Below are 13,505 nucleotides of genomic sequence, written 5' to 3' on the forward strand. Positions count from 1 at the left end.
GTTTTTATTATTTTGCTGTCTGATGGACATCAAACATGGTGGCATCGGTCGCCATATCATCCACAACCTGTTTCAGTGTGGCGAATCCCAACGGCGTGTTCTCGTTGGCAAGCTCTTTACCTTCACCTTTACGAACAACTTTAACTACCGGTTTGTTCGTGGCCGCATCAATCAGCTCACCTTCAAAGAAAAGATGCGTATCCATGGTGCGATGGCCAGTTGCCATCTGCGTACCCGCAACCAGCAGCGCGACGGGCACCACTTCATAGAACTGCAAACCTTCTTTCTCTGAGCTCACACCCGTGATGGCGCCGCGGAAGATCAGGCTATGTTTGCCCGGCGTCGTCACAATTGGCTTACGCTGGCCAATCGCGTTTTTTAATGTGTTATTGGTGTAACTCAACAATTCATCAAGCGTTTTTTGCCCAAGCTGTGTGGTTGGCTTTGGTGTCGGATAATAGGTTATCGGGGTCCAGATAATACTGTCGTAGTTCGCCGGATCATAGGAAGGATCGACCCAACGCAAGGTTGGTTTCCCGGTTGCTGATGTCATCTCCTGCAAGTCAGAGTAATCTTTTAAAAAGCCTGAATATTGATCGGGGGCTGCGACTTTTGACGCACAGCCAGAAAGGGCCAACAGGCCAGAAAGCACTGCAACTTTAAAAAAAGTGGAAGAACGCATGATGGAGTTCCGAGTTATCTGCAAGTATGCACTTGAAGTTATAACAAAAAACAGAGGGAAATGTTGTGGCAAAAAATGACGGGGAAGGCACAAATTGTGAAAATAGTGCCCGGACCGGATCCGGGCAGAAAAATATTACTGTTTTAAATCTACCTGCCAGAACAGATGTTTGCCGAAGGGATCGATTTCATAGCCCGTGACCTCTTTTCTGACTGGCTCAAAAATGGTCGAGTGGGCAATCATAACCGCCGGCATTTGATCGTGCATCATCTGCTGCGCCTGCTTGTACAGCGCCACGCGTTTTTCGCGATCGGTTATCGATTTTGCTTCGGCAATCAGGTTATCAAACGGCTTATAGCACCATTTGGCCGAGTTCGACCCGCCGTTGGCGGACGTACAGGTAAACAGTGGTCCGAAGAAGTTATCTGGATCGCCCGTCGCCGTTGTCCAGCCCATCAGCGCAGCCTGATGCTCCCCGCCCTTCACGCGCTTCAGGTATTCGCCCCATTCGTAGGTCACGATTTTGGTCTGCACGCCTACTTTCGCCCAGTCCGCCTGGATCATTTCAGCCATACGCTTCGCGTTCGGGTTATACGGCCGCTGCACGGGCATAGCCCACAGATCGATGCTTACGCCGTTGGCAAATCCCGCCTCCTTTAACAGCGTTTTCGCTTTTTCTGGATCGTAATCGTAGTCTTTCAGCTCGCTGTCGGCACTCCAGACGCCAGGCGGCAGCAGGTTTTTCGCCGCCGTGCCGGTGCCGTGGAAGACCGCCTCAATGATGGCCGGTTTGTTAATCGCCATCGCCAGCGCCTGGCGCACTTTTACGTTATCCAGCGGCGGCTTTTGCGTGTTAAATGCCAGGAAACCGGTATTCAGACCGGCCTTGCTCATCAGGTTGATTTCTTTGTTAGCCTTCATACGCGGCAGATCCGCCGGGTTTGGGAACGGCATCACCTGGCACTCATTCTTCTCGACTTTGGCAAAACGCACCGAGGCGTCCGGCGTGATGGTGAACACCAGACGATCCAGCTTCGATTTTCCCTGCCAGTAGTCCGGGAAGGCGGTAAAAAGGATGCGGGAATCCTTCTGATATTGCGCCAGCTTAAACGGCCCGGTGCCAATCGGCTGCATATCGACCTTTTCAGGCGTGCCCGCTTTAAGCATGGCATCGGCATACTCCGCCGACAGGATGGAGGCAAAATACCACGCCAGATCGGCAACAAACGGCGCTTCCGGGTGCGCCAGGGTGAAGCGCACGGTGCGATCGTCAACCTTATCAATGGCGGTAATCAGGCTGCCGAACTCCAGACTTTCGAAGTTGGAATAACTGCCGTTGGAGACGTTATGGTAGGGATGATTCACATCCTTCTGGCGCATAAACGAGAAAATCACGTCATCCGCGTTGAAGTCGCGCGTCGGCGTGAACAGTTTATTACTGTGGAATTTCACCCCTTTGCGCAGGTGGAAGGTGTAGACCTTACCATCCTCGCTCACCTCCCAGCTTTCCGCCAGGCTCGGCACCAGTTCGGTAGTGCCCGGTTTGAAATCGACCAGACGGTTATAAACCGGTACGGCGCTGGCGTCCACGCTGGTCCCCGACGTATAGAGCTGAGGATTGAAATTTTCCGGCGATCCTTCGGAGCAATACACCAGCGTTTTTGCCGCGACGGTGGAACTGACCGTCAGCGCAGCAAGCGCCAGCGTTATCATTGTGAATGTGCTTTTCATCATTTATTCCTGTCTTTTTAATTCGACGGCTAATTACTTCTTTTGCCATTTCATAAATAACATTAAAGTGATGGCGCAAACACATGAAAAATAAATACAGAAGGAAACACTATGGGCTCAGAACTCTCCAGACAATTAACCCAACGCTTTTTCCGCTATCTCGCCATCACCAGCCAGAGCGACCCGAAAGTCAAAACCCTGCCCTCCACCCCGGGCCAGCACGACATGGCGCGGGAGCTGGCGAAGGAGCTGGAAACGCTGGGGTTAGACGATATTGTGATTGATGAGTTCGCCACCGTTACCGCCGTGAAAAAAGGCAATATTCCCGGCGCGCCGCGGATTGGTTTTATTACCCATATCGATACCGTTGACGTCGGTTTATCCCCGGATATTCATCCACAAATATTAACCTTTACGGGAGATGATCTCTGCCTGAATAAAGAAAAAGATATTTGGTTGCGCGTAAATGAGCACCCGGAAATTCTGGCTTATCCTGATGAGGAGATTATTTTCAGCGACGGAACCAGCGTATTAGGCGCAGATAATAAAGCGGCCGTCACCGTGGTCATGACGGTGCTGGAAAACCTCACCGCTGAACATAAGCATGGCGATATTGTGGTGGCGTTTGTGCCCGATGAAGAGATTGGTCTCTGTGGCGCGAAAGCGCTGGATTTGAAGCGCTTCGACGTCGATTTTGCCTGGACCATCGACTGCTGCGAGCTGGGGGAAATTGTTTACGAGAACTTTAACGCGGCGGCGGCTGAAATTCGCTTTACCGGCGTCACGGCGCACCCGATGTCCGCCAAAGGGGTGCTGGTCAACCCGCTGCTGATGGCAACGGATTTCATCAGCCATTTCGATCGCCAGCAAACCCCGGAATGCACCGAGGGGCGCGAAGGTTATATCTGGTTTAACGGCATCCTGGCCGGGCAAAACGAAGCGGTGCTGAAAGCCAACATTCGTGATTTTGACAAAGAGGGTTTTGCCGCCCGCAAGCAGCAAATTGCCGATGTGGCAGCGCGGATTGCTGCGCAGCATCCCACGGCAAACGTGGAGTATCGCATTGAAGATACCTACAGCAATATCAGCAATGCGATTGGCGAAGACCGCCGCGCGATCGACCTGATGTTCGAGGCGATGGAATCGCTCGGTATCACCCCAAAACCGATCCCCATGCGCGGTGGCACGGACGGGGCGGCCCTGTCAGCCAAAGGCTTGCTCACCCCGAACTTCTTCACCGGCGCCCATAACTTCCACTCAAAGTTTGAGTTTTTACCGCTGTCGTCGTTCGAGGCCTCCTGTCGCACGGCCCTGCAACTCTGTCTGCTGGCCGCGCGTTAAGCGGGCTTGCGTGCGAGCATGGTGGCGAAGCGCAGCTTGATACGGTTCCCGTTGGCATCGGTACGGTGGAGTTCCCCCACCTCTTCGTTGTACTTGATCAGCTCCCAGCCTTCGTAGTAGTGGCTCAGTTCACCGGTCTTGAAGGCAAACGGGAAACCGACGGTACACGGATAGTCCTCCGTATCCATGGCGGCAACGATCAGGTTATAGCCGCCTGGCTTAGTGCAACGCTGCATATTGGCGATAAGACCAGGGATGGTTTTTGCTTCGAGAAACATCAACACGACGGTGGAAAGAATAAAGTCGTATTCGCCGTCAAAGGTCAGGTTGTTCAGATCCTTTATCGCCGTTTGCAGATTCGCGATCCCTTCCGCCGCCTTAATGCGTTCGATGTTATCGATGCTCATCGGGTTTTTATCCCACGCCGTCACGTCATAGCCGTTGGCAGCGAGGTAGAGGCTGTTACGGCCATTTCCGCAACCGAGATCGAGCGTTTTTCCCGGCTTAACAATGTCCGCGCTGAGCAGGACCTCTGAGTGCGTGCGGGTCAGCCCATATTTCTCAGTAAAGTAGTTTTCATCGACAGTCATTATTTTTCCTCAGATTGCATTAGCAGTGCCTTATCAGCGCGCACCAGAAGTTTGCCCTGCATCAGCAAGATAAAAGTACGGACCAGCAGCATCGCGATGATGATGTTGGTGAAAATAAACAGGGGAACCGCGAGGGCATGAAAGAACCCTGACGGACTGCTCTGCCCCAGATGTAAACCGGTGGTCGCCAGCGCCGACACCCCGAACGAGAAGCTCCAGAACGACACGTTGAACGGCTGCGACAGATACCACGGCATCAGACGCAGCATAAACAGGAGTTGCAACAGACCATAGCCGAAAAGCATTTTGGCGAAGGTGTCCGCTTCGCCGCCGTTGACGCTAAACCAGGCGCTACAAGCCACCAGGGCAGGCGCAAGCTGGATCCCGAGCGAAGTACGAAGCGCCGCGGGCAGTTCGCCCGCGCTGCGCAGGCGTTGCAGAATGACCGGCTCGAGGCTCAGCCAGGAAAAGACCCCGGCACCAAGGAACACCAGCCCCGCATCGTGGAAACCCAGCGCACCGCAGGCCATGGCGCTGATAAAATTGTTCGCCACCGTCGGCAGATACAGTCCCGGCGTCGTGGCCTCTTCCGGATGCTTACCGCGCCACAGCCCGGCGCTTTGCCAGGCGGCATACGCAAGCTGGATCACCACGCCTACGCTAAACAGCACCAGCGACACCGGTCGGCACCACGGCACAAAGCCAATGGCCACCAGTAGCGTTGTGGCAGGAAACAGGCTGACAAAACTGCTCATTACCGGATGCCGCATCTCGGCCAGCACGCTATGTGGAAACCGTACCGCACGGGTAAGAAACGCCACGCTCAGCAGGAACCAGATCGCCACCGCCAGCGCCACCAGGATCTCGCCCGGCCAGCGCGTCACCGGCCAGATAGTACCGGCATAACGCCAGGCGAACCCCATACCTATGGTACCCAGAACCATACCGAAATAACCGGCGGGCAAGTTAAGAACGCGTTGGTCTTGGTTATGCATTTTTTTTAAACTTTAAAATGTATTTTAAATGCCATTTTAAGGGGTTTACCGTGCAGACGCCAGCACTTCGAAACGCCAAAAGTTTGCTACGTTTAGTGAATGGCTTTTCAGGGAAAACACGATGACAAAATACAGGCTTAGCAATGAAACCCGTCTCTGGCGCTGGCAGGACGGATCAACGCCGTGCACAACCCTACTCAGACAGATAATTGCCGCAAAGGATTTTAACGATGTGACCAGCGGGACAAAAGGTGGTTGGGTTGAGGATGAACACGCGCTCGTCCAGGACGGGGATTGCTGGGTTTATGATGAAAACAGCGTGGTGTTTGCCGGGGCCAGGATATCCGGCAACGCCCGCCTCACCCAACCTTGCATCGTAAGCCACCGCGCACTCGTAGGCGGCAACAGCTGGCTTGACGCGGCAGAGGTGAGTCACGGCGCGTCAATAAGTGACAACGTCACTATCCAGCACTCCACCGTACGCGGGGAATGCCGTATCGCGGGTGACGCGCGGGTGCTGCATAACAGCATGGTGATTGCAGCCAAAGGGCTGACACCCGACCGTGAGCAGATCCTGCAGATTTACGACAGAGCCACGGTCAGCCAGTCGCGTATTGTGCATCAGGCGCAAATCTACGGCGATGCCATGGTGACCTGGGCCTTTGTTGAGCACCGCGCGGAGGTGTTTGACCGCGCCATTCTTGAGGGCAACGCGCTTAATAACGTCTGGGTGTGCGACTGCGCCAAAGTGTACGGCAACGCCCGCCTGCTGGCCGGTTTAGAGGATGATGCGATCCCGACCGTGCGGTACAGTTCACAGGTCGCGGAAAACGCCCTCGTCGAAGGTAACTGCGTGATTAAACACCACGTATTGATTGGTGGCGAGGCGTGGTTACGCGGCGGGCCGATCCTGATTGATGACAAGGTCGTTATTCAGGGGCGAGCGCGTATCAGCGGCGATGTCCTGATTGAGCATCAGGTGGAGATGACAGACGATGCGGCGATCGAGGCGCTGGAGGGTGAAAGCATTCACGTCCGGGGAGCCAAAGTGATCAACGGTGACACGCGGATCACCCGGACGCCGCTGCTGGGGGCGCTATAGCGGGAATAACCTGGCGTACAGGTTTACGTCATCGAAGCGGCCGTTGAGCATTTCCGCTTCCCGCAAACAACCTTCCAGCGTAAAACCGTTGCGCTGCGCCACGCGGTTACTGTTATGGTTAGCCACGCGACATTTGATCACAAAGCGGCGGATCTCGCCGCGCTCAACGTAATAGCGCATAAACGCCTGTAGCGCCTGAGAGAGAATGCCCTGCCCCTGATGCGCTTTGTCAAGCCAGTAGCCGATGTACCCGGCCTTATTCGCAGGCTCTATCGCGTTAAAAGAAAGCACGCCCACCAGCTCGTCCTTCATGAAAATCAGGAACATTTTGGCGTAGCCGCGCTGGTGCAGCATCTGGTTGCTCTGCACGTTACGGCGCGTGTCCTCTTCAGTGCCGACATGCTGCGCCCAGTCGAAGGCGGTTTGCAGCCAGGTTTTGTTTTTAATAACGAGGTTATGCAGATCGGTGGTATAGCGCTCTTCGACGGCGCGAAGCTCGATTTCCTGGGTTACGGGGATAATTTCTGAAGACATAGTGCCTCTTAATTGCCGGGTGGCGCTAACGCTTACCCGGCCTACAAATGCGTCCGGATCAGGCCGGGTAAGGCGAAGCCGCCACCCGGCACAAACCCATAAGGACTAACGCATGATCCGGTCGTCAACGTAGTTACGTTTGTCCGGCGCGGGCGGGAAATACTGGTACAGCCAGGTCTCGCTGATGGCGTCGCCCTGACAGCGCAGGAACAGACGCATATCGACCGGCTCGGTGGAGTCAGAGGTTGGATACCAGTCAAACAGAATGCGATACCCGTCGAACGGCTCGACGTAGAGGATCTCCACCTGCTTCGCTTCACCGCTGGACAGGGTGATCACCGGCTCAATGCCCTTCGGTGCGGCGGCCTTCAAATCGCCCCCGACGAAGTCGATGGCAAAGCGACGGGCCCACACTTTCGGGTAATTTTCACCAGGCGCCCAGCCCTCCGGGAAGCCGCCCATACCGGTACGGGTAGCGTAGACGTTTGCCAGCGGTGAACGCACCGGCGGCTGCGCGCTCCAGTAGAGACGGTATTTGAAGTCCAGTTCATCACCCGCCTGCACCGGTTTTTCCGGCTGCCAGAAGCAGACCACGTTATCGAGCGTCTCGCCGGTTGTCGGGATCTCCATCAGGGCGATGGATCCTTTACCCCAGTTGTTGCGCGGCTCGACCCACAGGCTTGGTCGCTTGTTATACCAGCCCATGACGTCCTGGTAATGGGAGAAATCACGGTCAAGCTGCAACAAACCAAAGCCTTTCGGGTTTTTATCCAGATAAGCGTTAAATTGCAGCTTTTGCGGGTTGTTCAGCGGTCGGCAGATCCACTCTCCGTTACCGCGCCACATTGCCAGGCGGTCTGAATCGTGGATCTGCGGATGAATGGTGTCGCACATGCGGCGTTCGTTGTTGCCGCAGCTGAACATGCTGGTCATCGGCGCGATGCCGAGCTGCTTGATGTCTTTGCGCGCATAGAGATGGTTTTCGACGTCCATGATCACCTGGCTCTTCTCACAGTGGATCACAAACTTATAGGCACCGGTAATGCTCGGGCTGTCCAGCAGCGCATAGACGGTAAAGGTGGTATCGCCCGGCTTAACGGTTTCAAACCAGAAGGAGGTGAAATCCGGGAACTCTTCCGGGGTGTCAGTAAAGGTATCCACCGCCAGCCCGCGCGCGGAAAGGCCGTACTGGTAGGTATCATCCACTGCGCGGAAGTAACTCGCGCCCAGGAACGAAACGATATCGCGTCGCGCCAGTTCGGGCGCTTTAAAGACGCGGAATCCGGCGAAGCCGAGGTCACTCTGACCTTCAAGCTGTTTGGTATCCACGCCCGTATCGCCGTAGCTGAACAGCTCTGGACGGAAGTGGATCTCACGCGCCTGAGAGGTGCTTTGATCCAGCGAGAACATGCGCACGCGGCGGCGGAATCCCATCCCCATATGGAAGAACTGGGCGTCCAGCTGGCGACCTTCAATGTTATTCCACAGCGACTGTTTCTCATCGTAACGGATGGCGTTGTACGCCTGCGGCGTCATGGTGGCCAGCGTTTCCGGCAGCGGACGCGGCGCACCACCCCACGGGGTTTTCGCCAGATCGTGCGCCATGGATTGCAGAACAGAGAAGTCAAAGCGACGGCTCTGACCGTCGGCAATGTCGGAGTCAGCAGCATACGCCGCCTGGGAAAACAGAGAAGCAAGGCCAGAAGTGCTGCTCAGGGCAGCCATTGCCAGGGAACCTTTGAGAAAACGTCTGCGATTCATGCCTGAGAAAACGTCCTTATGGTCGTGTGAATGAGTTTCGCGCGCAGCGAAATGACGGCAAGAAAGAACGCACAGCCTAAACAAAAACGGTTAAGAATCCAATTGTTGGCGGATGATTATCTGAACAAACCGAGAAATATTTTCTGTCGACCAGAACGGCCTGAAAGTGGTGTAAAAAACAGTAAATACACTAAATCATTCATGCTGGATCAAGGCGGCAAGTCTGAGAATCCCCAGGAGCTTACTCAAGTAAGTGACCGGGGTGAACAGACGTAGCCAACGCAGAGGCAGCCTGAAGGATGAAGTGTATTTAAAAGTGTCCCGGCTGGACATCGACAGCCGGGACCAACGAGGCGGTTATTTTACGCTGACATCGATACCCGGGAAGTACTTATCAGCCAGTTTAGCGATCGTGCCGTCGGCACGTACTTTATCAATTGCGGCATCAAGCTGCTTTTTGGTGGCCTCATCCCCCTTACGCAGCCCAAAGCCGATCCCACTGCCGAGGATGGTGTCGTCCGACACCGGTTTGCCGATAAAGCCAAACCCTTTGCCCTGCGGCTTGCTGAGGAAACCTGCCTGCCCGGCCGCTGACATGACCAGCGAGGCATCGATGCGGCCATTCAGCAGATCTCCCCAGGCCATATTCTGATCTTTATAAGACACCACGGTGACACCGTGCTTTTCCCAGTGCTCTTTGGCGTAGGTTTCCTGAATTGAACCCTGGAGAACGCCGATGGTTTTGCCCTTCAGCCCTTCCGGCGTGGCCTCTACCGCAGAACCGGCTTTGCCCACCAGCTGGGAGGGAATACGGTAGATGGGCTGGGTAAAATCAATGCTCTTACGACGCTGTTCGGTGATGTTCATCGCCGAGTTTATGGCGTCGAACTTTTTCGCCAGCAGACCGGGAATCAACGCATCAAACGAGGTTTCTACCCAGCTGCACTTCAGCGCGGCGGCTTTACAGATGGCATTTCCCAGTTCTACGTCAAATCCTTCCAGCTCCCCTGAGGCATTGCGGCTTTCAAACGGCGGATATTCCGCTTCCAGCCCGTATCGCAACTCGGTAGCAGCAAACGACGAGAATGAACACAGCAGTCCTATGCCGACAACTAACGCGCGTAATTTCATCTCAAATTCCTTAACGTGGTGTAACCCGACAAAGGGCCTGGGCACCTGCCCGTAACGTCGCCTCATCTTTCGCAAAAGAGAGACGGATCAGTTTATTGTCCGTGCCATCGGCATAAAACGCTGACAGCGGAATGGTGGCAACCCCGTACTCAACAATCAGCCTTTTCACCATCTCGCTGTCGCGCTCGTCGCTAAAGCCGCTGTAATCCGCAAGCAGGAAAAACGAACCGGCACTCGGAAGCAGCCTGAACGGTGAGTCGGCGAGCAAACTTTGCAGCAGATCGCGCTTGCGCTGATAAAACGCCGCCAGCGACAGCCAGGTTTGCGGATCGGTCATGTGTTCGGCAAACGCGTACTGCATCGGCGTATCGGCCGAGAACATTAAAAATTGATGGACCTTACATATTTCATCCATCAGCTCCGCGGGCGCCACACAATAACCCACGCGCCAGCCGGTGACGTGATAGGTTTTTCCGAAAGAAGAAATAATCACGCTGCGCTCCGCCAGTTGCGGGTGCGTTGCCATCCCATGGTGCGGTTCGCCATCAAAAACGACGTGCTCGTACACTTCGTCAGACAAAATGATGATGTCGGTGTGGCGCGTCAGCGCTGCCAGCTGGTGCAGATCGGCGGCTGAAAACACCTGTCCGCTCGGGTTGTGCGGCGTATTGACGATGATCATCCGCGTGCGCGGGGTAATAGCCGCGCGTACTTCATCCCAGTTCACGGCAAAATCCGGTACCGTCAGCTTAATAGCGATCGGCGTCGCCCCCTGCAGACGGACAATCGGCGCATAGCTGTCAAAGGAGGGCTCGAAATAGATCACCTCATCGCCAGGATGAACCAGCCCGCTGATGGCTGAGTAAAGCCCTTCGCTGGCGCTGGCGGTCACCAGTACCTCACTCGCCGGGTCATAGCGGGTGCCATAGAGCGTGGCAATTTTGTCCGCGATGCGCTCTCTGAGCGGTTGCAGCCCGGTCATGGAGGCATACTGGTTATGCCCTGACTCCATGGCGCGAGTGACGCCGGAGATAAGTTTTGGGTCGCAGGAAAAATTCGGCGCACCCTGAGAAAGGTTGATGGCGTTATGCCGGGCTGAAAGCTGGCCGATAACGGTAAAAATGGTGGTTCCTACATCGGGCAATTTAGAGCGGGTCTGCACCGGCGTTTTCAAAGTCATCCTCTGTCCCTTCTCGTGGTGAATGCATAACTATTCAAACAATAACTTGATTGCCGGGACAATCGAATTGTTGTCATAATAGCCATGACAAAAACGCATAGCTAAGGTGAGATATGTCGCGTCGTTCATTTCCGCTTAATGCCGTAGAGACGTTTATCGTGACCGCGCGTCACCTGAATCTTACCCATGCCGCGAAGGAGCTTTGTCTGACGCAGGGGGCGGTAAGCCGCAAAATTGCCTCGCTGGAAAGCTGGTTCGGCTTCCCGCTGTTCGAACGCCATGCTCGCGGCCTGCGTCTTTCTTCACAGGGAAGCGCCCTGCTGCCGGAACTGCAATCTGCGTTTGAGCACCTGCTTAACGTTGCTGAACAGGCGCGGACGCACCAGACCGTAATTCGACTGAAAGCGCCTACCTGCGCGATGCGCTGGCTGGTACCGCGTCTGTTACAGGTCGAGCGCGAACAGCCGGAGCTCCAGATTGCGCTGACCACTACCACCGATCATAACGTCAATTTCAAAACCGAATCCTATGACGCGGCGATTGTGTTTGGAACGCACATGAGCGCCGGCGATCTGCTGTTCGAAGAGGCCTTAACCCCGGTGATGAGCCCGCTGCGGGCCGGTTCTGCGCTGGAAACACTCACCTTCCTTCACCCCACGCGGGATAAAACGGACTGGACGCTGTGGCTGGCGAAACAGCCGCGTCCGGCGCCAGCTATGCTCAAAAATCAACACTTTGAAACCATGGATCTGGCCATTACCGCCGCCATTCAGGGGCTGGGCATCGCCATTGCGGATGAAACGCTGGTGGAGGAGGACGTGCGCGCCGGACGGCTGATGCGGCCTTATGATACGAGCATAAAGACGGGGGCGAGCTACCGGCTGGTGTTACGCGACGCACCCGACCCGGAGAACGGGCTGGATGCGTTTCGTGCCTGTCTGCTCAGTCGAGGCTGACGTGGTGTTTCATTACCCGTTTGAAGAGGCTCATACGGGCACGCATAAAACGGTTTTCAAGCCGAAAACCTGCATGTTTATTCACACCGATGCGCAACAACACGTCCCGCCCTTTCCGGCAGGCGGGCCAGCGCGTGGGCCCCACCAGGCTATCGCGTGCTCCCGCATCCCGGGCGAAGCTCACCCAGTAGTCCGCCACCTGAGCGGCGAAGGCCAGATCGCGTTCATTTACATACTGCCGCGAGGGTTCCACCTGCCCAAGGGTATCGAACACGTAGGGCACTTCGTTACCGTGCCAGGCGCCGTTGGTATACGTCGCGTGCTCCGCTTCGGCCACATAATCAAACCAGTATCGCCAGCACAGGCCGCCTGCCCGCTGCTGCGCCTGCATCACCACGTATCCCATGGTGGTAAAGGCCATGTCGCGGCAAACCTGCCTGCCGAGTTCCTCATCGCCCTTCACGCCCGGATAAAGCAGCTTGATCAGCCCCAGGCCAAAGCGCCGCTCGCGACGGAGCTTCTGGATCTGCCCGGCAAGATCGACCCCGAACACCGACATCACGCTGGCTTCGTCGCTGTTTGACCCAATCATCACCGGTACTGAATGCTGACGGGCAGCGAAAAAGACATCGAGCATGGCCTCAGGCAAAACGCAGTCACCCACGATGGGCGCAGGGGCGATATTCAGTGGCGAGGTTAGCGGCCAGAACGCCTCAGGCGGGATCGCGCGCAACTGTTCCGCGGTGGCATTTTGCAGGCCAAAATGGGCAGCAATCACTTCGCCTTTATGCATGGCCTGCTCGCGCGGGGTGTCGGGCAGCGTGTACCCGCTTTGCACAATGGCTTTATGGAACAGTCCTCCCGCAAGCGGAGAAGCCATCAGCGACAGCACGCTGCGCGCACCGGCCGACTCGCCAAATACGGTGATGTTCTCAGGATCGCCGCCGAACGCGGCAATGTTATCGCGCACCCATTCCAGGGCCTGGATCTGATCGAGCAGCGCAAAGTTATGCACCACGCGTTCTTCTTCCCCCTCCAGCGCCGGATGGGCAAAAAAGCCGAGGTGGCCGAGACGGTAATTAATTGTCACCACCACCGTACCGCGCTTCGCCAGCGCCCTGCCGTTATACGGAGGCAGACCGCCAGCGCCGAGGGTAAATCCTCCGCCGTGCAGCCAGACCATCACCGGAAGCGGATCGGCGCGTGCGACTGGCGACCAGACGTTAAGGTACAGGCAGTCTTCAGAGAATTGGCCAGGATCGCCGCCGCCCAGCTCCTGACAGCTTTCGCTGCTCTGCCAGCTGGAGGCGGAGAATGCCGTCGCCGGACGCACGCCATCCCAGCGTGCAGGGGGGCGTGGGGAGCGCCAGCGCCACGGGCCAACCGGCGGTGCCGCATAAGGAATGCCACACCACACATGGGTATCGCCTTCAGTAGAACCAATTAGTGCGCCCTGGCGCGTTTCAACCACAGGGGCGGAGGGATTTTCCATACCAACCTTC

General features: G+C 56.0%; 13 protein-coding genes. 4 read left to right on the forward strand and 9 right to left on the reverse strand.

The window, feature by feature from the left end; translation table 11 throughout:
* Positions 1–7 precede the first annotated feature (7 nt).
* Both ACNQ0T_RS03390 and ACNQ0T_RS03395 read right to left on the reverse strand, forming a co-directional pair.
* Complete coding sequence (locus ACNQ0T_RS03390) at positions 8–682, reverse strand: DUF3313 domain-containing protein (protein WP_417929572.1); 675 nt, start codon at positions 680–682, stop codon at positions 8–10.
* Positions 683–817: 135 nt separating this feature from the next.
* Positions 818–2,413 (reverse strand): ABC transporter substrate-binding protein, encoded by a 1,596-nt coding sequence (locus ACNQ0T_RS03395; protein WP_417929632.1) that lies wholly within the window; start codon positions 2,411–2,413, stop codon positions 818–820.
* A 111-nt stretch (positions 2,414–2,524) separates the two neighbouring features.
* Here ACNQ0T_RS03395 and pepT point away from each other — a divergent pair, with 111 nt between their 5' ends.
* A complete protein-coding gene (pepT, locus tag ACNQ0T_RS03400; RefSeq protein WP_417929573.1) occupies positions 2,525–3,754 on the forward strand; it encodes a peptidase T in 1,230 nt (409 codons plus the stop codon).
* On the opposite strand, the gene tehB is transcribed toward pepT, so the two are convergent.
* Together tehB and tehA are read right to left on the reverse strand one after the other, a co-directional pair.
* Positions 3,751–4,344, reverse strand: a complete 594-nt coding sequence (tehB, locus tag ACNQ0T_RS03405) for a tellurite resistance methyltransferase TehB (protein WP_023300079.1) — start codon at positions 4,342–4,344, stop codon at positions 3,751–3,753. The two genes, pepT and tehB, sit on opposite strands and share 4 nt — an antisense overlap.
* Positions 4,344–5,339 carry a dicarboxylate transporter/tellurite-resistance protein TehA gene (gene tehA / locus ACNQ0T_RS03410; RefSeq protein ID WP_058646658.1) on the reverse strand — a complete coding sequence of 332 codons (996 nt, stop codon included), beginning with the start codon at positions 5,337–5,339 and terminating at the stop codon, positions 4,344–4,346. The genes tehB and tehA overlap by 1 nt, the downstream gene beginning before the upstream one ends.
* Positions 5,340–5,460: 121 nt before the next feature.
* On the opposite strand from tehA, the gene ydcK reads away from it, so the two are divergent.
* Positions 5,461–6,441: a YdcK family protein gene (ydcK, locus tag ACNQ0T_RS03415; protein ID WP_155018885.1), complete on the forward strand. Its 981-nt coding sequence runs from the start codon at positions 5,461–5,463 to the stop codon at positions 6,439–6,441.
* Here the strand turns inward: ydcK and rimL are convergent.
* Both rimL and ACNQ0T_RS03425 read right to left on the reverse strand, forming a co-directional pair.
* Positions 6,436–6,975, reverse strand: a complete 540-nt coding sequence (rimL, locus tag ACNQ0T_RS03420) for a 50S ribosomal protein L7/L12-serine acetyltransferase (protein WP_045622776.1) — start codon at positions 6,973–6,975, stop codon at positions 6,436–6,438. The genes ydcK and rimL overlap by 6 nt on opposite strands.
* Before the next feature lie 105 nt (positions 6,976–7,080).
* Entirely contained in the window at positions 7,081–8,736 is a 1,656-nt protein-coding gene (locus ACNQ0T_RS03425) for a glucan biosynthesis protein D (protein WP_063139086.1), read from the reverse strand.
* Positions 8,737–8,766: 30 nt separating this feature from the next.
* On the opposite strand from ACNQ0T_RS03425, the gene ACNQ0T_RS03430 reads away from it, so the two are divergent.
* The gene (locus ACNQ0T_RS03430; protein ID WP_324286424.1) at positions 8,767–9,012 is read left to right on the forward strand and encodes a hypothetical protein; all 246 of its coding nucleotides are present in this window, start codon (positions 8,767–8,769) and stop codon (positions 9,010–9,012) included.
* Positions 9,013–9,093: 81 nt separating this feature from the next.
* On the opposite strand, the gene ACNQ0T_RS03435 is transcribed toward ACNQ0T_RS03430, so the two are convergent.
* A complete protein-coding gene (locus ACNQ0T_RS03435; RefSeq protein WP_023300074.1) occupies positions 9,094–9,867 on the reverse strand; it encodes an ABC transporter substrate-binding protein in 774 nt (257 codons plus the stop codon).
* 10 nt (positions 9,868–9,877) lie between these two features.
* A complete protein-coding gene (locus ACNQ0T_RS03440) occupies positions 9,878–11,047 on the reverse strand; it encodes a pyridoxal phosphate-dependent aminotransferase (protein ID WP_023306171.1) in 1,170 nt (389 codons plus the stop codon).
* Positions 11,048–11,160: 113 nt separating this feature from the next.
* On the opposite strand from ACNQ0T_RS03440, the gene ACNQ0T_RS03445 reads away from it, so the two are divergent.
* Positions 11,161–12,003, forward strand: coding sequence for a LysR family transcriptional regulator (locus ACNQ0T_RS03445; protein ID WP_022648076.1), 843 nt, complete (start codon positions 11,161–11,163; stop codon positions 12,001–12,003).
* On the opposite strand, the gene ACNQ0T_RS03450 is transcribed toward ACNQ0T_RS03445, so the two are convergent.
* Positions 11,990–13,495, reverse strand: coding sequence for a carboxylesterase/lipase family protein (locus ACNQ0T_RS03450; RefSeq protein WP_063147346.1), 1,506 nt, complete (start codon positions 13,493–13,495; stop codon positions 11,990–11,992). The two genes, ACNQ0T_RS03445 and ACNQ0T_RS03450, sit on opposite strands and share 14 nt — an antisense overlap.
* Between the last annotated feature and the right edge of the window lie 10 nt (positions 13,496–13,505).

The sequence above is a fragment of the Enterobacter cloacae complex sp.6700776 genome, from assembly GCF_048284255.1.
GTDB classification, from domain to species: domain Bacteria; phylum Pseudomonadota; class Gammaproteobacteria; order Enterobacterales; family Enterobacteriaceae; genus Enterobacter; species Enterobacter intestinihominis.

Bases quoted from the DNA above. Each gene is read 5' to 3' on its own strand.
- tehA (WP_058646658.1), bottom strand. From the start codon at position 5,339: ATGCATAACCAAGACCAACGCGTTCTTAACTTGCCCGCCGGTTATTTC.
- ACNQ0T_RS03435 (WP_023300074.1), bottom strand. From the start codon at position 9,867: ATGAAATTACGCGCGTTAGTTGTCGGCATAGGACTGCTGTGTTCATTC.
- ydcK (WP_155018885.1), top strand. From the start codon at position 5,461: ATGACAAAATACAGGCTTAGCAATGAAACCCGTCTCTGGCGCTGGCAG.
- ACNQ0T_RS03395 (WP_417929632.1), bottom strand. From the start codon at position 2,413: ATGAAAAGCACATTCACAATGATAACGCTGGCGCTTGCTGCGCTGACG.
- pepT (WP_417929573.1), top strand. From the start codon at position 2,525: ATGGGCTCAGAACTCTCCAGACAATTAACCCAACGCTTTTTCCGCTAT.
- ACNQ0T_RS03425 (WP_063139086.1), bottom strand. From the start codon at position 8,736: ATGAATCGCAGACGTTTTCTCAAAGGTTCCCTGGCAATGGCTGCCCTG.
- ACNQ0T_RS03450 (WP_063147346.1), bottom strand. From the start codon at position 13,495: ATGGAAAATCCCTCCGCCCCTGTGGTTGAAACGCGCCAGGGCGCACTA.
- ACNQ0T_RS03445 (WP_022648076.1), top strand. From the start codon at position 11,161: ATGTCGCGTCGTTCATTTCCGCTTAATGCCGTAGAGACGTTTATCGTG.
- ACNQ0T_RS03440 (WP_023306171.1), bottom strand. From the start codon at position 11,047: ATGACTTTGAAAACGCCGGTGCAGACCCGCTCTAAATTGCCCGATGTA.
- rimL (WP_045622776.1), bottom strand. From the start codon at position 6,975: ATGTCTTCAGAAATTATCCCCGTAACCCAGGAAATCGAGCTTCGCGCC.
- ACNQ0T_RS03390 (WP_417929572.1), bottom strand. From the start codon at position 682: ATGCGTTCTTCCACTTTTTTTAAAGTTGCAGTGCTTTCTGGCCTGTTG.
- tehB (WP_023300079.1), bottom strand. From the start codon at position 4,344: ATGACTGTCGATGAAAACTACTTTACTGAGAAATATGGGCTGACCCGC.
- ACNQ0T_RS03430 (WP_324286424.1), top strand. From the start codon at position 8,767: ATGAGTTTCGCGCGCAGCGAAATGACGGCAAGAAAGAACGCACAGCCT.